The 19,868-nt window shown below is 44.4% G+C and carries 17 protein-coding genes and 3 tRNA genes; 11 read left to right on the plus strand and 9 right to left on the minus strand.

Features of this window, described 5'->3' with window-relative positions; all coding sequences use genetic code 11:
- Positions 1–77 precede the first annotated feature (77 nt).
- Positions 78–1,157, plus strand: a complete 1,080-nt coding sequence (locus tag VC188_RS03605; RefSeq protein WP_323483062.1) for a nucleotidyltransferase family protein — start codon at positions 78–80, stop codon at positions 1,155–1,157.
- A 230-nt stretch (positions 1,158–1,387) separates the two neighbouring features.
- A complete protein-coding gene (locus VC188_RS03610) occupies positions 1,388–1,765 on the plus strand; it encodes a VanZ family protein (RefSeq protein WP_323483063.1) in 378 nt (125 codons plus the stop codon).
- A 131-nt stretch (positions 1,766–1,896) separates the two neighbouring features.
- Here VC188_RS03610 and VC188_RS03615 read toward each other — a convergent pair whose 3' ends face one another.
- The 6 genes from VC188_RS03615 to VC188_RS03640 form a co-directional block, all read right to left on the minus strand.
- Complete coding sequence (locus VC188_RS03615; RefSeq protein ID WP_323483064.1) at positions 1,897–2,820, minus strand: M23 family metallopeptidase; 924 nt, start codon at positions 2,818–2,820, stop codon at positions 1,897–1,899.
- Between the two features lie 27 nt (positions 2,821–2,847).
- Positions 2,848–6,105 (minus strand): YjbH domain-containing protein, encoded by a 3,258-nt coding sequence (locus VC188_RS03620; RefSeq protein ID WP_323483065.1) that lies wholly within the window; start codon positions 6,103–6,105, stop codon positions 2,848–2,850.
- Positions 6,102–6,890 carry a YjbF family lipoprotein gene (locus tag VC188_RS03625; protein ID WP_323483066.1) on the minus strand — a complete coding sequence of 263 codons (789 nt, stop codon included), beginning with the start codon at positions 6,888–6,890 and terminating at the stop codon, positions 6,102–6,104. Before VC188_RS03625 ends, VC188_RS03620 begins: the two co-directional genes overlap by 4 nt.
- A gap of 95 nt (positions 6,891–6,985) precedes the next feature.
- Positions 6,986–7,327 carry a hypothetical protein gene (locus VC188_RS03630; protein ID WP_323483067.1) on the minus strand — a complete coding sequence of 114 codons (342 nt, stop codon included), beginning with the start codon at positions 7,325–7,327 and terminating at the stop codon, positions 6,986–6,988.
- A 256-nt stretch (positions 7,328–7,583) separates the two neighbouring features.
- A complete protein-coding gene (locus VC188_RS03635; protein ID WP_323483068.1) occupies positions 7,584–10,169 on the minus strand; it encodes a bifunctional aconitate hydratase 2/2-methylisocitrate dehydratase in 2,586 nt (861 codons plus the stop codon).
- 196 nt (positions 10,170–10,365) lie between these two features.
- Positions 10,366–10,554: a superinfection immunity protein gene (locus VC188_RS03640; RefSeq protein ID WP_216190299.1), complete on the minus strand. Its 189-nt coding sequence runs from the start codon at positions 10,552–10,554 to the stop codon at positions 10,366–10,368.
- Positions 10,555–10,665: 111 nt separating this feature from the next.
- On the opposite strand from VC188_RS03640, the gene VC188_RS03645 reads away from it, so the two are divergent.
- The 4 genes from VC188_RS03645 to ftsB are packed head-to-tail and all read left to right on the plus strand — an operon-like array spanning position 10,666 to position 14,864.
- A complete protein-coding gene (locus VC188_RS03645) occupies positions 10,666–12,327 on the plus strand; it encodes a CTP synthase (protein ID WP_323483069.1) in 1,662 nt (553 codons plus the stop codon).
- Positions 12,328–12,336: 9 nt separating this feature from the next.
- Positions 12,337–13,200: a 3-deoxy-8-phosphooctulonate synthase gene (kdsA, locus tag VC188_RS03650; protein WP_323483070.1), complete on the plus strand. Its 864-nt coding sequence runs from the start codon at positions 12,337–12,339 to the stop codon at positions 13,198–13,200.
- Between the two features lie 51 nt (positions 13,201–13,251).
- Entirely contained in the window at positions 13,252–14,538 is a 1,287-nt protein-coding gene (eno, locus tag VC188_RS03655) for a phosphopyruvate hydratase (protein ID WP_323483071.1), read from the plus strand.
- A gap of 20 nt (positions 14,539–14,558) precedes the next feature.
- Complete coding sequence (gene ftsB, locus VC188_RS03660) at positions 14,559–14,864, plus strand: cell division protein FtsB (RefSeq protein WP_215322174.1); 306 nt, start codon at positions 14,559–14,561, stop codon at positions 14,862–14,864.
- A gap of 4 nt (positions 14,865–14,868) precedes the next feature.
- Here the strand turns inward: ftsB and VC188_RS03665 are convergent, their stop codons facing one another.
- Entirely contained in the window at positions 14,869–15,834 is a 966-nt protein-coding gene (locus VC188_RS03665) for an Hsp33 family molecular chaperone HslO (RefSeq protein WP_323483072.1), read from the minus strand.
- A gap of 56 nt (positions 15,835–15,890) precedes the next feature.
- Between VC188_RS03665 and gltX the strand changes: the two genes are divergently transcribed.
- The 4 genes from gltX (at position 15,891) to VC188_RS03685 (ending at position 17,688) form a co-directional block, all read left to right on the plus strand.
- Positions 15,891–17,297, plus strand: a complete 1,407-nt coding sequence (gene gltX / locus VC188_RS03670) for a glutamate--tRNA ligase (protein ID WP_323483073.1) — start codon at positions 15,891–15,893, stop codon at positions 17,295–17,297.
- Between the two features lie 78 nt (positions 17,298–17,375).
- A tRNA-Ala gene (locus VC188_RS03675) sits at positions 17,376–17,451 on the plus strand.
- Positions 17,452–17,483: 32 nt separating this feature from the next.
- Positions 17,484–17,559, plus strand: a tRNA-Glu gene (locus tag VC188_RS03680).
- A 52-nt stretch (positions 17,560–17,611) separates the two neighbouring features.
- Positions 17,612–17,688: transfer RNA gene (locus tag VC188_RS03685), tRNA-Asp, on the plus strand.
- A 37-nt stretch (positions 17,689–17,725) separates the two neighbouring features.
- Here VC188_RS03685 and VC188_RS03690 read toward each other — a convergent pair.
- A complete protein-coding gene (locus tag VC188_RS03690) occupies positions 17,726–18,580 on the minus strand; it encodes an alpha/beta hydrolase (protein WP_323483074.1) in 855 nt (284 codons plus the stop codon).
- A gap of 58 nt (positions 18,581–18,638) precedes the next feature.
- On the opposite strand from VC188_RS03690, the gene VC188_RS03695 reads away from it, so the two are divergent.
- The gene (locus VC188_RS03695; RefSeq protein ID WP_323483075.1) at positions 18,639–19,100 is read left to right on the plus strand and encodes a DUF4118 domain-containing protein; all 462 of its coding nucleotides are present in this window, start codon (positions 18,639–18,641) and stop codon (positions 19,098–19,100) included.
- A gap of 86 nt (positions 19,101–19,186) precedes the next feature.
- Here the strand turns inward: VC188_RS03695 and VC188_RS03700 are convergent, their stop codons facing one another.
- Positions 19,187–19,783, minus strand: coding sequence for a hypothetical protein (locus VC188_RS03700; protein WP_323483076.1), 597 nt, complete (start codon positions 19,781–19,783; stop codon positions 19,187–19,189).
- Positions 19,784–19,868 lie beyond the last annotated feature (85 nt).

Below are 19,868 nucleotides of genomic sequence, written 5' to 3' on the forward strand. Positions count from 1 at the left end.
ACAGAATGTTTCTTGCAATTTTTATGTAATACCCAGAGGTACTATATGGAGTATTCAGACATTGATGAGGTAAACGCGTGGCTCTCTACGTTAGTAGTAAATTAAAGCATTACCGATGGCTATGCAAGGTCATTAGCCCCGCCTATTTACAGGGGAAATCTAATCTTTCAATCCCGGTAGGTGATAAAGATTGGCGTGAAATTATTTACTTGGCAAGTTTCCATGGAGTGCTGCCCAGCCTCTTTATTGCACTGAGAAATAATCAACTTCTTGACAGTCTGCCTAAAGATTTATCAGAGGCCTTAGAGGGCTTTTATGAATTAAATTGTTTGTTTAATGTCCAGCTTAGAGATCAGATTATCAGCACTACTCGCCTTCTGAATGGATGTGGGATAGAACCTATTTGGCTAAAAGGAGCTATTCATCTATTGGCACCGAACTGGAGACAATCTTCCAGAACGATGGCAGATCTAGATCTTTGGATCCCTGAGCCAAAAGAGCAGTTACTAGCAATAGAAATTTTGACCAATGACGGTTACTTCATTCAGCCTGAGTCAGTAGGTAAAGATTACCGACTCTCTCAGCATTATGCCCCCATCATTAAATCTGGACAGCCTGCTAGATTAGAGATTCATCGCCATATTGTTACACCATTCTGCTGTGCCTTATTGAATGATGAAGATGCGCTAAAGAAGGTAGTAAGGGGAGATAAAGAGGGTTGTAGTTTTGGCATTCTTTCAACCGAAGATCAAATCATGCAGTCATATTTACAGTGTACAGAGCAAGGTGCTGACTGCTTTAACCCTCGAAACACTGTTGGATTAATGAAGATGGTAGACTTCCTTGAAAGGTTCTCATCCCCAGATCATTTAGAAAAATGGTTTTCTGAAAACCCCCAATTAAATGGCGAACCGTGGAGGCTTAAGGCGCGACAATTCCACAGTCATTTAAACTGCTATTTCTCTATTGATTACAATGGAAAAAAGAATAGCTCCTATATGAGACAAGTTGTATTTGCTCTTAATTTTCCCAGGTTGGATGGTATTTACTACATCATAAAACATGGTTCATTTCTTCTATGGCGCCGAAAATTAGGGGCACTTAATAATTGGCCAGGAAAGCTTTATCGGAAACTTGTTTTTTTGAAGAGCCTCTAGATTGTAATAAAATCAGAAGTTGGAAGCATATAGCGGCTTAAGTAAGAAGGTATTATTACTTGCTTTCAACAACGCTGATGCTTTTGAGCTGAAATAAGCTTTTAGATAAGCTACTCCATAATCATAAACTTAAGTCTTCTTTGTCGTCGTAAATGGTGGGGATACGACAGACATGACTGTGCTCCCATCGAAAAATGTAGATGGCACTTCCTCAACTATCGGGATCATTCTTGTCTATAATCATCATTTTTAAATACACCTTTTGGCTTACCTTTGCCATTCTGACGTATTTATTTTTAGTGCCTCAGCAATACCTTATTCCTGAAGTATTTGATTGGTGGGATAAGTTGCAACACTCCTTGGCTTTTGGGGTGCTAACAATCTTAGGGTTACTGGCCTACGCTAGAACTGGCTCAGAAGTCTTTCGAGTGATCATTGTGCTGTCGATCTATGGTGCACTGATTGAGGTACTACAAACTTTATCCGGCTGGCGCTACGGAGAGTTTCGGGACTGGGTAGCTGATGTGCTCGGAGTTGTCATCGCATGGGGTGTCTTTGCATTGATTCAAAATAACCAATACCTATCTCGGATTTTCAAAACTACCTAGTTTTACAAAATGGACTCATTCTCAATTGCGGGGTAAGTTTCGACAGATGTTGCTAGCTTATTAGGGTATAGCAGGTTGCTAATACCGTTTAGCGTCAATTAGCATGTATTCGTGTGCCCTAAATAAGGGTTCTATCGAGTTTGACTGCTCGGTGAGCTCGCCATTTGCTGATTTGGCTTAACTGATAGCGCTTGTAGCGGATTAATTGGGATGCCTTGATAGCGAATCTCATAATGCAGATGGGCACTTGTTGATCTGCCGGTATTGCCCACATTCGCAATGGTTTGACCACGCTTAACTGCTTCACCCTCGCGAACTGCAAAACTACTTACATGCGCATAGCGGGTGGTAAAGCCTGAAGCATGTTCAATATCAACGTACTGACCGTTATTACGATCAACATCAATCTTTGCTACGGTGCCATCTCCTGTTGCCATGATGGGTGTGCCATAGGCTGCCGAAAAATCAATACCTGCATGGTGAGTTAGAGTTCTGGTAAACGGGTCAATTCTGGTGCCGTAGTTACTGCTCATACCCGTATTCTTGCTAATGGGGGAGCCTGTCGGAAGTTGATGCAGTACTCGCAATTCACCCAGCCATTGCTTCTCTGCAATCTCGAGGCGCTCATTCATTGCGGTAGCCGCTTTTAGCAATTCTTTTGCATCAGGAGTTTTATTTTCTAAAGGTGCAAAAGCCATGCTATCGACTGGGATGATTTTTGTTTCTATAGGAGCGCTTCGATTGGAAGCTAGTTGGGCGGGCAGGGGGTTGGCCATAGAAGCAAATTGATTTTTAAGATTTTGCATTGCATCAATTTTTTGATGCATTTCTAGGAGTTGATTGCGCAGTGCGTTGGTATCGTTATCTGCCCATAAGGCGCTGGGTGAATAACCCGCCCACTGTGCGGTTGCTAATAAAGCAATAGTAAATACGCCGATGCCTGTAAACCCAATCAGCACCTGCATAGCACTTAAATGCGTATTGTGAAGACGAGTATGTAGCGTGTTCCAGCGTTGAACAATATGATCTTGAAGGGGCTTAATCTCTAACTTCATTAATGATCTATTTTAAGGCATTCCCTATTAATCTGGACCAGCGGATAGCGCTCTTGGATCCCTAGTGCGAGTCATGTCATAAAGGCGATATTTTCTAAATAACATGGCTCCGCCATCACGGATAAGGGGGGTAAAGAGTATATTGGCGCTGGAATCGCTATGTCTTGCAAAAAATGCATCAAATGGTACGGAGATATAAACTCCTTTGTCAAAGCTTCCTTCACCAAATTGAGAATAGTTCACATTGGTGCGTGTGGCATAGGCGCCAACTTTTACGCCATTTTGGAAGACTCTAGAAACATCTAGTGTTCCGCCCACATCACCAGCCAAATATTTACCATAGCTCATTTTTACTAGGATATCCTGCACGCCAGTATCCCAATATGCAGTTGCATGACCCGTTGTAACGGAATAGTTTTGCATTGAGGTCCAGACGTTAAATTGCCGTTGACGGACGCGATTGACATCAATACCAGCGGCAATTCTGCTGTCAGTAGGTCGCCACAAGTATTCACCGCCAGCACCAGCAAACATCATCTCCAAATAACCCGCGTAAGCACTAACAAAATGGTTATCGGCAAGCTTGCCGGTATTGGTAATTTGCAAGTTCGGCATCGTGGCAATAGATTGGGTCATGTATTGACGAATATCCGTGCGAACAGGCTGCAATCCTGTTGGCGGTGGATCGTAGTTGTACTTACCAAAGTTATCCACAATGCGAGTATTAATCGTCCCGCTTAACCAGGTATTTTCCCGGAACTTATACATTGCATCGCCTTTAACACCAAGAGAGAACAAGAAAGGGGAGTCCGGGCTTCCTACAACTTGCGCATAAGAAATGCCTAGATTAGTTTGCAAGGGGCTATGCTTTAACTCGTCAATCATTAGAGGCTCTGTACTGCCTATATTGGCTTGATTTGTGCCATCAGAACTTGGAGATCCAAGACTTAAAGAATTGGAACCTCTAAAGAATGGATTGCCACCATCAGCAGGAAGGGTGCCGGTATTTTCGGTAGTGATTGAGGGAGTTCTTTGTGAAGGTGGAAGAAGTTGTGTTTGGCTCAGCATCCATTGTTTGCGATCAATCTTAAACTCGGAAACAAGCATGCCCCAGTTATAGAACTGAACTTGGAAGGTATCGATATTGCTAGGCGCATCTCGGTGCAGTACGGCTACGCCTCGATTGATACGGCTGCGAAGAAACACACCGCTAGCATCTAATAAATGAATGGTCCACACATTATTGGTGCCTTGAAGCCCCTTTACCTGCCACTGAGTTTGCTGCTCAAAATCTACTAAGGTACTGTTATAAGCAGAGGTAATATTTTGTTTACCGAGCGTAGGATAGGGGTTGGTCTTTGTAGGCGAAGAGTTGCCAGCCTCTAGAAGATCGGTTTTCGGTTTTTGTTCATCAACTACGGCATTTGCTACGGCATTAGTCTTCTTTGTCTGGGCAATTACTGGCGCATTGTAATTTGAGCTTGTTGAAGCAGAAATGCTATTAACATTTGTTTTCGTATTTGAATTGGGTTTGGTGCTATCAATTAAGATTGCTGGATTGCTCAGAGTGTTAGGGTTGTAGCTGCCAACATTCTTCAGATCTACGGCTACTGGTTTTGCTTCAGCTAACTTTGGAGTATTTAGTAAATCCAAGCGCTCATGTAGGCTGATTGTGAACATGACTTGACTATTGCCCATCACGCCCAGAGTAAAATCCGCATTTTTTGTTTGGTAAGTGGCGCCGTAGTTAAAGACGGATTTATTGGGAAGCGTTTCTCCATAAGGAAGTTTCTGGTAATTATTGCCATCTACTTCCAGTTTGAGCACAAGGTTATCCCAAGGTGTGTGATATTGAACGCCACCAAACAATGCTGAGGTACCATGAAAAAACTGTCCGGTTGGAGTGCCGCCTTGATTGCTTGTTCCTGTACTTCTAGTAGCGAAATTTTGACCAAATGCCGTTACAAAGGGATTGGTAACATTATTTCGCGTGCCTAGCTGACCCCAGCCCATACCCGCACTAACGTCAAAGTTGTTTACCCGTTTATTAGCTACAACATATTCACCACTAAACAGTCCAGTACCAAGGGCATCACGCACGCCAACTGCAAGGCCGGGTAAATAATAATTTTCATTGAGCAGTTTTAGTTTTAGGCCAACGCTTTTGTCTTTATTGGTTTGCGAACCACCAGATGCACCATAGACAACATTATTCATATTGGTATAACGCATGATGAACTCCAGCTCATCAATTGGCGAAAAGAACAGGTTGATGTTTGTGTAGGGATTAAACCAACCTAAAGTTATCGCGCCGGTACCAGCGGGCGCTGTTCTAGCCGAAGGGGTTTGCATCAAACCAGTCTCACCCCAGATATTTGCGGAGATCGGAAGATCCCGTGAGACGCTATAAAGCACTTTAGGGTCATCGGATGGCAATGATCCTCTAGAGCTAGCCATGTTATCCAGACTGTCGCGTAATCCAGAAGCGCCTTGGACGGATAGCATGGTTACGAGAGCTTTTGAGAATTCCTCGCCTTTGGAGCCACTCCAATCTGACCACCTTGGTGGAGCCCAAATCCAAGAGCCTGGGGCAGGTAAAACTTGTTTGGAGCTATTCCATGCTGCCATAGAAGTTTTGTGTACAGAACCATCGGGTTCGACTATCCAGCCCCAATCGGGATCGCGTTCATTGGTATCGCCGCGTAATTTACACCCTTGGACATAAAAACGGGCCTCTATATTTGGGCGATAACGAATATTGCACAGAGAGCCATTGCTTCTAATGATAGTAATTGTTGTGGGGGTAGGTGGTACTGTAACTTGATCGCCCGCTTGAAGAATGGGATCTAGTTTTGGATTTACCTCTAAATACCGTGCATTCACATTGGGTAAAACAACTCTGCCAGTCACCTGCATGCTGTTGATGAACTTTATAAAAGCATTCTTGGATTTTTTCCCTTGAGCATTATCCGGAAAGTCTATTTTTTCAAGCGCATTTAATAAACTTTGCTTATCAATTTCTTGATTGGTAATTTCCTGTGGTGTTTGCCACGTTGTTCCAATTGGGTAGGGTGTTTCAGAAGTGTAGTTCTGGGACGATGTATTTTGTAATTTTTGTTCATTGAGTAACCATTGGCTCAAACGCTCTCCACCTGTAACGCTAGGTGCTTGTACTTGTGCTTGTGTCTGAATCTGCACGCTGGAATTAATTTGGGCAATAGCGGGAGCCACTAGAGATAGCAGAAGCAAGCTAAATAAATGGACTCTGATAACCATCTGTTTCATTTGGTGGGTTGGTTATCTTTAGATGGCGCTGGATAGGGCCATGTGAGCCATGAAACAAAAAAATCAGGAGTTAAATACTGCTTACCAAATACCGTTTCATTGGTTTTGATATTAATTGCATATATTGCACGTAGTGGTTTGATGCTGGGATTGAAATTATTGGGCGGAACTAATACAGTTTCCTGTATCCAGCGGATATTTTCATTGGCGATTGGGTCTTTTAGCTGTTTGGGAATATCGATTGGAATTTCAGTTAAGGCTTCCATGACTACAGTCTCACGTATGTTGACGTGATAACCTGGCATGACAGACCGTATGCGCATGTAACGCAGTTTGGCCGATTTTTGTTTCGCTTTATCACCCGCATCTATATTGAGTGCAAGCGCTGCTCGAAGCGGGGGCGCATCAAATAGCGACACTTCGGTCCAATTGACTTCTAGGCCTTCAGTATTTCCTAAGCGCCCATCTTTGATTTCAACTACTTCTTTAAAAGCCGAAAACCAAACATCATGTTTGGACTGTTTTTTTTGATCAACATACCCAAGGGCTAGTAAGGCTGGCTGACCATTAGCCTCTACTTTAAGATAGCGGTAATTTTGATTAAGCTTTGCTTCATCTATTACAGTATTTGGGCTAGTAATCCCCAATATAAAAGTATCGTATATGAGGTTTTGCTTATCGCCAGCGCATCCAATAGCCGACAATGTAAGTAGGATACAGGCAACTAAGCGCGAGATTAAAAACAAGATAGAAATGCCTGAGTTTGGATGGTTCGTACTAGACATTATTTATTACGACGTACAGACTTTAAAATACGGAATAAGGATTCAAAAAAATAAAAACCCCACTCAAAAGAGTGGGGTTTTTTGATTCAAAAAAATTATTTTTTAGTAGTGCCAGAGGTTCCGGAGGCGCCACTACCGCTACTACCACCTCCCGAAGCGGCAATCGCAATTCCAGCGCCAACTACCACCACCCCACCGACGATTGCTGCAGTACTGAGTCCACCAACAGCTGCAGCAGTTGCTCCGGCAGCGCCTGCTGCAGCAGAACCTGTGGCAGCAGCGGCAGGAGTTACTGTCGCGGTAACACCGCTTCCAGATAAAGCAGCTGCAGTTGGAGCAGCTTCAGCCTGAGCAAAAGCATTTTGAGCGGCCAATGGAGAAAAGGCGATAGCAAGACTTGTGGAAGAGGCTAAAAAGAGTTTAGAAATTTGCATCATTTTTCTCCAAAAAATATAGTGAAAGTACATTTACTTAATACGTTTCATTTTACTTAAAAATGAATGGGTTAGTGGGTATTCATACTAAAAATAGGATCTATTTCAGTGCATTGATAGGTTTTTAGTGGTTTTTCGGTGATAAAGCCCTTATTTGGCAAAGTTCTTACCATTTTTGGGCAAGAAAAAAGCGACCTTTCGATCGCCTTTTCATTTTCGACACCTCCTAGAAGATGCTGAAATTTACCTCGTAGAACGCTTAAATCGTGACAGTGTCCGCAACATCACTAAATGACTTGAGCTTGTCAAAACTCATGTATCTATAAACATCACCAGCCTTAGCATCGAGTGCCTTTACTTGCTCTAAATACTCAGCAGGAGTAGGTAGGCGACCTAAAAGGGCTGCTACAGAAGCCAATTCTGCTGATGCTAAATAGACGCGAGTATCAATACCCAAACGATTGGGGAAGTTTCTTGTGGAGGTGGATACAGCTGTAGAGCCCTTGCGGATCTGAGCCTGGTTACCCATGCAAAGTGAGCAGCCTGGGCTTTCCATACGCGCACCAGCAGCACCTAACATGCCGTAGTAGCCTTCCTCCATCAAAACCATTGCATCCATCTTTGTCGGAGGAGCAACCCATAAACGGGTTGGCATATCTTTTTTGCCTTGCAATACCTGACCAGCTGCACGGAAGTGGCCGATATTGGTCATGCATGAACCAATAAACACTTCATCAATCTTGTCACCAGCAACTTCAGATAAAACTTTCACATCATCTGGATCGTTAGGGCATGCAAGAATTGGTTCTTTGATTTCATCGATATTGATTTCGATAATTTCAGCATAGTCAGCATTTTCATCGGCCTTGAGAAGCTGAGGATTAGCAATCCAAGCTTCCATCGCTTTAATACGGCGACCAAGAGTGCGCTTATCTTCATAGCCATTAGCAATCATCCACTTCATCAAAGTGATGTTGGATTGCATGTACTCAATGATCGGCTCTTTGTTCAGGTGAACGGTACAACCGCCAGCAGAGCGCTCAGCAGAAGCGTCTGACAATTCAAATGCTTGTTCCACTTTGAGATCAGGCAAACCTTCGATTTCTAAAATGCGGCCAGAGAAGATATTCTTCTTGCCTTGCTTTTCAACTGTGAGCAAACCTTTTTTGATTGCATACAAAGGAATGGCATTTACCAAATCACGCAATGTAATGCCGGGCTGCATCTTGCCTTTAAAGCGTACCAATACAGACTCAGGCATATCCAGTGGCATAACGCCAGTAGCTGCCGCGAAAGCAACCAAGCCAGAACCAGCCGGGAAGGAAATGCCGATTGGGAAGCGGGTGTGACTATCGCCACCAGTACCGCAGGTATCTGGGAGGAGCAAACGGTTCAACCAGCTGTGGATCACGCCATCACCTGGACGCAAGGCAACACCACCACGATTCGTCATGAATGGTGGCAACTCATGTTGGGTACGAATATCAACAGGCTTAGGATAGGCAGAAGTGTGGCAGAAGGACTGCATCACAAGATCAGATGAGAAACCAAGGCAAGCTAAGTCTTTCAATTCATCACGAGTCATCGGACCTGTGGTGTCTTGTGAGCCTACAGTAGTCATGTGTGGCTCGCAGTAGGTGCCAGGGCGCACGCCTTGGCCTTCTGGTAGACCACATGCGCGACCAACCATTTTCTGTGCCAGGCTAAAGCCCTTTTTGCTATCCACAGGATTTACAGGTAAACGGAATTCTGTAGATGCTGGCAAACCAAGAGCTGCGCGAGCTTTAGCAGTTAAACCACGACCGATGATTAAAGGAATACGACCACCAGCACGAACTTCATCCAAAATCACAGGCGACTTCAATGAGAAGCTAGTAATTTCAGCACCATTTTTAAATACCTTGCCTTCGTATGGGCGAAGCTCAATCTCGTCACCCATATTCATTTGAGAAACATCTAATTCGATTGGCAATGCGCCTGAATCTTCCATCGTGTTGAAGAAGATTGGCGCAATATTTGTGCCTAAGCACACGCCACCAAAACGCTTATTAGGTACGAAAGGAATATCTTGACCTGTCCACCAGAGAACGGAGTTCGTAGCGGATTTACGTGAAGAGCCTGTACCAACTACGTCACCAACGTAAGCAATTTGATTGCCTTTTTTCTGTAGGGCGGCGATTTGCTTCATTGGGCCACGAACGCCAGTCTCATCGGGCTCAATGCCTGGACGTGGGTTCTTGAGCATGATCGTCGCATGCAATGGAATATCTGGGCGACTCCATGCATCTGGAGCAGGGGAGAGGTCATCAGTATTGGTTTCGCCTGTTACCTTGAAGACTGTAAGCTTCATGCTTTCTGGAACAGCAGGACGGCTAGTAAACCACTCGGCATTTGCCCAGCTTTGCATTACCGCTTTGGCATTCGCATTGCCTTTTTCAGCAAGTTCTTGAACGTCGTTGAAGTAATCAAACATCAAGAGTGTTTTCTTGAGCGCTTCAGCTGCTGCTGCACCGCACTCGGCGTCAGCCAATAACTCAACCAATGGCTTGATGTTGTAACCACCGAGCATTGTTCCCAATAGTTCTGTAGCACGAACGCGAGAGATTAATGGTGATTTATCCGTGCCTTTGGCGATGGCATCTAAAAACTCAGCTTTTACTTTAGCGGCTTCATCAACACCTGCAGGTACGCGGTTTGTAATTAACTCTACGAGCTCAGCTTCTTTGCCGGCTGGTGGGTTTTTTAACAATTTAACCAATTCAGCAGTTTGATCCTTGGTCAATGGGAGGGCGGGGATGCCAAGGGCTGCGCGTTCGGCAACTTGAGCGTTATAGGCTTTTAACATTGTGTTTCCTATGAGGTAAAAGTGGTCAATAGAAAGGCCAAAAGGGAATTTTCTCCCGATTCCCTAAATTATAGATGTTTATTTAAGTCTTATATAAGACTTTAAAGCTCAAATTTGACCCAAAAATTGGCAATTTATTAAAATATTAGGGTTTTTACGAAGATTTTTAAGGAATAGGGATCAATAGCTTGGCAAATTAAAGGACTTGCTCATCCTTCATTGCCCATACTAGCGCAACTACCCAACCTATAAGGGACCAACCCAGAAAGAGATTGAGGGCAAAAATAGCCCCTGAATTAGCCCTTTTCTTATTAAAAGCGATTGCGAAAGGTAGGAAATAAAAGAGGGAGAGTAGGGTAATGAGTACGGTGAATAAAAGGCGCATATAGGGTCAAAAGGTATGTTCAGTGGATATCCTTGTCATATTACTGAATTTGAAATTTCTAGCTCTAAGCCCTCTATCGTTATAATTACTTTTTCCAACAGAGCTTAAGCGATGACCAAATACGTTTTTGTCACTGGTGGTGTGGTTTCTTCTTTAGGGAAAGGAATCGCAGCTGCCTCGCTTGCCGCGATTCTCGAATCCCGCGGCCTGAAAGTCACCCTCCTAAAATTAGACCCTTATATCAACGTTGACCCGGGCACTATGAGTCCGCTTCAACACGGCGAAGTTTTCGTAACAGAAGATGGCGCTGAGACAGACTTGGATTTAGGTCACTATGAGCGCTTCGTTTCTGCGAAGATGCGCAAAAGTAATAACTTCACTACTGGCCAGATTTATGAATCTGTTATCAGCAAAGAACGCCGTGGTGAGTATCTTGGAAAAACCGTTCAGGTAATTCCGCACATTACGAATGAAATTCAAGCTTTCGTAGAGCGTGGCGCTAAAGCGAGTCACGATGGTAAAGCCGATGTCGCAATATGTGAAATTGGTGGCACGGTCGGCGACATCGAATCTCTCCCATTCTTAGAAGCCGCAAGACAGATGAGTTTGCGCTTGCCGGCACATGACTGCGCCTTTGTTCATTTGACTCTCGTGCCTTATATCAATAGCGCTGGCGAGTTAAAAACCAAACCAACTCAGCATTCAGTACAAAAGCTTCGCGAGATTGGCATCATGCCTACTGTATTGCTTTGCCGTGCTGATCGCCCAATTCCAGAAGACGAACGCGCCAAAATTTCTCTTTTTTCAAACGTTCGCGAAGAAGCGGTAATTTCTGTTTGGGATGTAGATACGATCTACAAAATTCCTGAAATGCTCCATGCTCAAGGCATGGATGATTTAATTTGCCGTCAATTAGATCTCAAAGCTAAGTCAGCCGATCTTTCTGTATGGGCCAATTTGGTTTACGAGCTAGCCAATCCAAAGCATGAAGTGACTATTGGTATGGTTGGTAAATATGTTGAATTAACTGAGTCCTACAAGTCACTGATTGAAGCCTTGCGTCACGCTGGCATTCATACACATACTCGTGTCAATATTAATTACATCGACTCTGAAGTGATCGAAAAAGATGGTGTTGATTGCTTGCATAAATTAGATGCGATTTTGGTTCCGGGTGGATTTGGTAAGCGCGGAACAGAAGGCAAGATTGCCGCTATTCGCTATGCCCGTGAAAACAATGTGCCGTATCTGGGTATTTGTTTGGGTATGCAATTGGCTGTTATTGAATTTGCGCGTCATGTTGCAAATCTCACGAAAGCAAATAGTACTGAATTTGATCCGCAGGGCGAACAGCCTGTTGTTGCATTAATTACTGAGTGGCTGGATAGAGAAGGTAACTTAGAGAAGCGCTCAAACGACTCTGATTTGGGTGGAACAATGCGTCTTGGCTCACAGCGTTGCCCAGTAAAGGCAGGTACCTTAGCCCATCGCATTTATGGATCTGAAGTAAACGAGCGTCATCGTCATCGCTATGAGGTAAACAATACATATGTGCCTCAGTTGGAGAAGTCTGGCTTGATTATTTCCGCCCGCACTCCAAATGAAGAGTTGCCAGAGATGATGGAATTGCCCGCATCGATGCACCCTTGGTTCTTTGGCGTGCAATTCCACCCTGAATTCACATCAACACCCCGTGATGGCCACCCTCTGTTCTCCGCATTTATTAGCGCTGCACTTGAGCATCAAAACGTCGCTGAAAAGCAAGCTGCATAAAGGAAGAATATGAGAGCATTTAAGCTATGTGGTTTCGATGTTGGTTTAGATCAGCGCTTCTTTTTGATTGCGGGTCCTTGCGTTATTGAATCTGAGCAATCTGCAATTGATATTGCGGGCCAGCTAAAAGAAATTACTGCTGCATTAAACATTCCGTTTATCTATAAGTCTTCATTCGATAAGGCGAACCGCTCCTCTGGAACCTCTTTTCGTGGTCTAGGAATGGAGAAGGGCCTAGAGATTTTGGCTAAAGTCAAAAAGCAAGTGAATGTTCCTGTGTTGACTGATGTTCATGACATCAGCGAAATTTCCGCTGTTGCTAGCGTTGTTGATGTACTGCAGACGCCAGCATTTTTATGTAGGCAAACCGATTTCATTCGTGCTTGCGCTCAAAGCGGCAAACCGGTGAACTTTAAAAAAGGCCAATTTCTGTCGCCGCATGAAATGCTGAACGTCATTGAAAAAGCACGTGTAGCAGCCGCAGAAATGAATCTTCCTGACCAATTTATGGTGTGTGAGCGCGGCGCTTCTTTTGGCTACAACAATCTTGTGTCCGATATGAGAAGCTTGGCAATTTTGCGTGAATCTAAAGCACCAGTGGTTTTTGATGCCACCCATTCAGTTCAGCTACCGGGCGGTCAGGGTAACTCTAGTGGTGGTCAGCGTGAATTTGTGTCCGTTTTAGCACGAGCTGCCGTGGCTGTTGGTATCAGCGGTCTTTTTATGGAAACCCATCCGGACCCGGCAAAAGCTTTATCTGATGGCCCTAATGCCGTGCCGCTGGATCGCATGAAAGAGTTGCTCGAGTCATTGGCGGCTATTGATAGCGTTGTTAAATCAACGGGATCATTTTTAGAAGATAGTTTTAAGTAACTTTAAGTAAATTAGTTTCACCCATTTCAAATTGTTTTAAGGAGAAGGTGCATGAGCGCCATTGTTGACATCATCGGTAGAGAAGTTCTGGATTCCCGCGGCAACCCAACGGTTGAGTGCGACGTTTTGCTTGAGTCAGGCGTTATGGGTCGTGCAGCAGTGCCATCTGGTGCCTCTACAGGATCTCGCGAAGCAATTGAATTACGAGATGGTGACAAAACGCGTTACCTTGGAAAAGGTGTTCTTAGAGCAGTTCAAAACATCAATATTGAAATTGCTGAATCAATTCTTGGGTTGGATGCAAGCGAGCAGGCTTTCTTGGATCGCACTCTGATTGAGTTAGATGGCACGCATAACAAAGCACGCTTAGGCGCAAATGCAACTTTGGCAGTATCCATGGCCGTTGCTAGAGCAGCAGCTGAAGAGGCAGGCTTGCCTTTGTATCGTTACTTTGGTGGTTCTGGCGGTATGCAGTTGCCTGTTCCAATGATGAATATTGTTAATGGTGGCGCACACGCCAATAACAGTTTGGATATTCAAGAATTCATGGTGATGCCTGTTGGTGCTGAAAACTTCCGTGACGCACTTCGTTGTGGTGCAGAGATCTTCCATGAGCTAAAAAAGATCTTGGGCGCTCAAGGTATGCCGACTACTGTTGGTGATGAGGGTGGTTTTGCACCAAACTTCAAGAGTAATCACGAATGCTTGCAGACCATCATGAAAGCAATTGAGGGTGCAGGCTATACGGCAGGCGAAGATGTTCTATTGGCCCTAGATTGCGCAGCTAGTGAGTTCTACAAAGATGGCAAATATCACTTGTCAGGCGAAGGTCTCCAATTAAGCTCAAGCGAGTTCTCTGATTACCTTGGTAACTTGACAGACCAGTTCCCAATCGTATCGATTGAAGATGGCATGCATGAAGGTGACTGGGATGGCTGGGCTGACATCACCAAAAAGCTTGGTAAGAAAATTCAATTGGTTGGCGATGATTTGTTTGTTACTAACACCCGCATCCTCCAAGAAGGAATAGACAAAGGCATTGCCAACTCTATTCTGATTAAGATTAATCAAATTGGCACATTGACAGAAACGTTTGCTGCTATTGAAATGGCTAAGCGCGCAAACTACACTGCAGTGATTTCCCATCGCTCTGGCGAGACTGAAGACAGCACCATTGCAGATATTGCTGTTGGTACCAACGCAGGTCAAATTAAAACTGGTTCTTTATCTCGCTCTGATCGGATTGCTAAATACAATCAGTTATTGCGTATTGAAGAAGATCTGGGCGATGTGGCAACTTACCCAGGTAAATCTGTTTTCTATAACCTCAAACGCTAATTCAGAGTACTTAATAGCTTATGCGGATCGTCATCTACTCTATGCTGGTATTGCTGATAGCAATCCAGTACCCACTTTGGCTGGGTAAGGGTGGATGGCTAAAGGTTTACGAGATGGAGCGACAGGTAGAGCTTCAAGACGCTAAAAATAGTCTCTTGGCTCTTCGTAATACAAAGCTATCCGGAGATGTTAAAGATTTAAAAGATGGTACTCGAGCAATTGAAGAGCGTGCCCGCGTTGAGCATGGCTTAATTAAAGAGGGTGAGTTTTTTGTGCAAATCTTGCCGGCGGATAAGACATCAACTTCCCAAGCCACAAAACAGTAACTTTTTAATGACCGCTGGATGGGGGTCTTGTGGCATCACTCAATAAATCTGTTTTAAATACCTGCAGGCAATCAACCGCATCAAAGCGGTATGGTTTTGCACAGAAATCACAGATGGTCTCCACGGCTCCCTGCTCCGCAAGAATGCTTTGAACCTCTTCTTCACCAAGCATTCTCAAAATATCCGCAACCTTAGCGCGAGAGCATCTACAGGCAAAACGAATGGGGCGAGCAGGGAAGCTGCGAACTCCATTCTCGGCGGACTCTTCCAAAAATAAACGCCTCAAAATAGTCTCTGGTGGAAGTGTTAATAATTCTTCATTAGTGATTGTTTCCCCAAGCGTTTGAATGCGCGACCAGCCTTCAGCAGCAACCTGTGGATCCAAATGGGCATGACCTCCTGAATTTGGTAGGCGCTGTAGCAATAAACCGCCGACATGGGTATCGCTGGAAGCAAGCCAAATGCGCGTGTCCAATTGTTCGGAGTTTTGCATATACAGGGCTATAGCCTCTGCAGCGCTGGTGACCGGCTTAATGACTGCGCCTTGATGATCTTGAAGCGCTACGATGCCTTGATAGGGCGCCTGTCCTGGTTCGCGGTCTGCTGGATCCAGGGTGATTACTAGTCTTCCGCTCCCACTCACATCCAGTAGATCGGCTAATGTTGCGTCGGGCATTATTTCAGAGGGGTCAACTGAGAGCTTTACTGTAGCCCTCATGGATAAATCAGACTTACATTCCACAACCAGCAGCTGAATAGGGCCATTGCTTTGCGCTTGAATTATGAGGGTCCCATCAAATTTAAGGCTAGCACTTAGAAGGGTGGCTGCACCAACAAAGTCACCCAGAATCCGACGGACGGCAGGGGGGTCATTACGACGCTCTAGCACGGCCTGCCAGGCGCTTCCAATCGAGACTATTTCCCCGCGAACTGGGGCGCCATCACACATAAAGACTAGTAATTCATTCATAGAGCAAAGTATCCACTTTTTTTCGGTTTTAGTCTCAGTAAGCGCGACCTGAGATAATGCGGTTTATGCATATCCGTACACGTTTCGCCCCAAGTCCCACGGGCTTTATTCATCTGGGAAATCTTCGCAGCGCTCTTTATCCGTGGGCTTTTGCGCGCCACAATAAGGGTGACTTCATTCTTCGTATTGAAGATACTGACCTTGAGCGCTCATCACAGGAAGCAGTTGACGTCATTATCGAAGGAATGGCGTGGCTTGGCCTCGATTTGGATGAAGGTCCAATCTATCAGATGCAGCGTATTGATCGATACCGTGAAGTAGTAAAACAAATGTTGGATTCTGGATTGGCCTATCCCTGCTACATGAGCGAAGAAGAGCTCAATAAACTCCGTGATCAGCAAATGGCAAGTAAAGAAAAGCCTCGCTATAACGGACTTTGGAGACCTGAGCCTGGCAAAACATTGCCGCCCGTTCCCGAAGGTGTAAGCCCAGTAATCCGCTTTAAGAATCCAATTGGCGGGTCAGTCATTTGGAATGACGCTGTCAAAGGTCAAATAGAAATTAGCAATGATGAGTTGGATGATTTGGTTATTGCTAGGCCAGACGGAACACCTACCTACAACTTTTGCGTGGTGATTGATGACATGGATATGAACATCACCCACGTCATTAGAGGTGATGACCACGTCAATAACACCCCAAGACAAATTAACATCATGAGGGCCCTTGGTGGATCCCCGCCTGTTTATGCCCATCTGCCAACCGTGCTTAATGACGCCGGTGAAAAAATGAGTAAGCGTAATGGCGCAATGAGTGTGAGAGATTATCAAAGAGCAGGTTACCTTCCTGATGCAATCCTGAATTACCTTGCAAGACTTGGCTGGTCTCATGGGGATGCCGAGGTATTTACAAAGGAACAGTTTGTAAATTGGTTTGATTTAGAAAGTTTAGGGCGCTCACCAGCGCAACATAATCCAGAAAAATTACTTTGGCTAAATCATCAATATATTCAGAATTCCGATCCAGTAAAACTAGCAGCTGCTACTAAGCCATTTGCACATGAGATAGGTATGGATACCGAAGCTGGCCCAGACTTTGTTCAGGTGGTTAGCCTATTAAAAGATCGAGCCAATACCCTGATTGAGATTGCCGAAGGTGCAAAGCTTTTTTATTTGCCGGCACCCAATTTAACTGCTGATCAAATTAAGGAAAATATTGCCGAAGCCGTTATGCCTGCCTTAAAAGATTTGGTTGAAGCTATTTCAACCGCTGAACCGACTAAAGAAGCTTATGCAGCTGTTTTTAAGCAAATATTGGCAAAGTACCAAATCAAAATGCCGGCACTAGCAATGCCCGTTAGATACGCATTATTTGCCACCACACAGACCCCAGCGATTGATTCTGTATTGGTTGTGTTGGGCAAGGAGGAGGCTGTCAAAAGGCTTTCTAAGGTGGTCCGATAGAGAATTTGCGCACCTGCACAAAAATAGGATAAAATCTTGGATTGTTTTGAGTGTCTTGTAGTTTTATCGCGGGATTTCGGGGGTATAGCTCAGCTGGGAGAGCGCTTGCATGGCATGCAAGAGGTCAGCGGTTCGATCCCGCTTATCTCCACCAAGCATTTAAAATAGTTTTATGTAGTAGTCCAGGTCCCCATCGTCTAGAGGCCTAGGACATCACCCTTTCACGGTGAGTACGGGGGTTCGAATCCCCCTGGGGACGCCAGATTCTTCTGGTAGAAGTAAAGTTGTATGATGTTGTGTTACGCGATGTATTTGGAGCGGTAGTTCAGTTGGTTAGAATATCGGCCTGTCACGCCGAGGGTCGCGGGTTCGAGTCCCGTCCGTTCCGCCAAGACAAATTAAAAGCCCCCTTAATCAGGGGGCTTTTTCTATTCGTAGCCAGCTCTTAATTTAAGAACTTTGCGATTTTCACTGGTTGCTGGATCGAAGTGATGTCGCTCGACGGCGCTAGTCTGGGCTACAAAGTTCAACACTTCGTTCAGAACAATTTCGCGCTCATTATCGATTGTAACAATATGGTAACTATTTCCCAGCCATATAACTCTACGTACCTCTGACTTACAGTGCTCAAGGATTTCTTCTGCCGACCATACAGAGCATGCATCGTCCTCTACGGACTGTATTATGAGTAATCTACATGTAAGACTTTGTAGGTTATTTTTGGCGCTAACCATGAGTCCCTTAGCCTCATGAAGATGGCGAGCCGAAATGGAGGCTGCACCGACCTCGGAGACTTTGGAGGTTTTGAATTTTTCGCTAATACGACGACGCAAATCAATATTCTTGACGCCAAAAGGCTCACGCTCCGAGTATTCCCAATTGCGCACGCCTAAAAAGTAAAAAAAATCGAGAATAGGTCTATAGAACGGCACAGACCAACCATCATATTTAAGTACTGGCGACATTAGCACTAGAGAAGAGATATCCGTTCTTTGCGTAGCCACTAGAGTTGCCAATGTAGCGCCCATGCTAATTCCTACCAAATTGACTGTTGAGTAGATTTCCTTCTGCGCGTCGATAATTTGATGCAGTTCCTGAACCCAGCTACTAAATTTGCTTGCGGGACTTCCAAACAGGAAGCCTGGAATCTCTGGAATCAAGACATCATGACTGGCGGCCTCAAGAAAGCGAGGTAGTTGTCCAAGTTCTAAGCCGCTGCCATTAAGGCCGGGAATAAGAATGGTGAGATCCTGCTTGGAGTGAGAAATAACTGGCTCTAACATCGAAATATGGGCTTATTCAAAGAGATGGGTTAGGATACACCGAAATAGGTAAATAAAGATGAGACATAACTTAAACGCAAAACGTTGGAACTCCAATAAGAGTCACGGTTATTCGGTGGCTACATTTGGTGTGTTACTAGCATTCTCCGTCCGCTATATTCTTCATCCTTTATTGGGCGCATCTCTACCATTATTTTTCTTTCAGCTCAACACTATTCTCGTTGCGTATTTCTTCGGCTTATTCCCAGCGCTTTTAACGCTTGCCCTAAGTGCGCCATTAATGATATTTTACTTTTTAGAGCCCTTTGGGGCGCTGTCAGTGGTTGATCAAAGAGATGTAACTCTAATGCTGGCATACCTCTCATACACCTTGCTAACAGGTTTTCTAGTAGAGCTTTTACGTCGTGAAAAATACAACGCCAATATGGCTTTTTTAGTCAGCGAAACAAGGCTGAAATTAATGGTTGAAGGCGATCAGAAAATGAGAAGCATTATGAGGAAGACTCTTTCCAAAAGATAATACTGAGTAATTCATTTAAACAGGTTTTATGACTTTGGTTTGAGCGAAAACCCGACCCTGCAATTCTTAAGGGCCGGGGATAGGGATTACTTCTTAGGTGTGCTAATTGATGCAGCCATTGCATCAAAGTAAATCACTTTAACTTGCTCACCCACGTTGACATCTGCCAACAGAGCAGGGTTCTTGACGGTAACGGTTGTGATCTTGCCGCTTGGGCCCTTAACGGAAACCAGTTTTTTCTCGCGATTTACTTCCACAATATCAGCGATGATGGTTGTTTTATTGGTGATCGTCTCAGATGGTTTTTCATTGGTCTTAGATTTGGTTGCCGTGTTGGTTTCAACTTTTGAGCGAACGCCATCACTTTTAGTCTTCATCAACTCAATAGCTACGGCGAGTTCGTAATTTACATTAACTCGATCACCTTTCTTAATCTGAGCAAAATTGGTGATGTCAGGACCAGCGACAAACTTAGATTCACCATCTTTATTTTTAAAGGTAATAGTGCGAGTCTTCTTGTCAATTTTGACCACTTCACCTTCATATAGCTGATAACGATTTTCTGTTACGGCAGCATCGATCACTGTTGGTTTGGCTGCAGGGGCAGATTGAGCATAAGAAGTGGAAGATCCAACAAAAAGGGTTGCAATAACCAAAGCAATCGGAGCATATTTAATATTCATTATTTTTCCTCATTTATAAAAGGTACTAAATTCAATCTTAGCCTATTTTTAGAGCTATATCGGCCCATAAAGTTAGATATTCGTT

It is taken from the genome of Polynucleobacter sp. MG-28-Ekke-A2 (genome assembly GCF_035012985.1).
Taxonomy (GTDB): domain Bacteria; phylum Pseudomonadota; class Gammaproteobacteria; order Burkholderiales; family Burkholderiaceae; genus Polynucleobacter.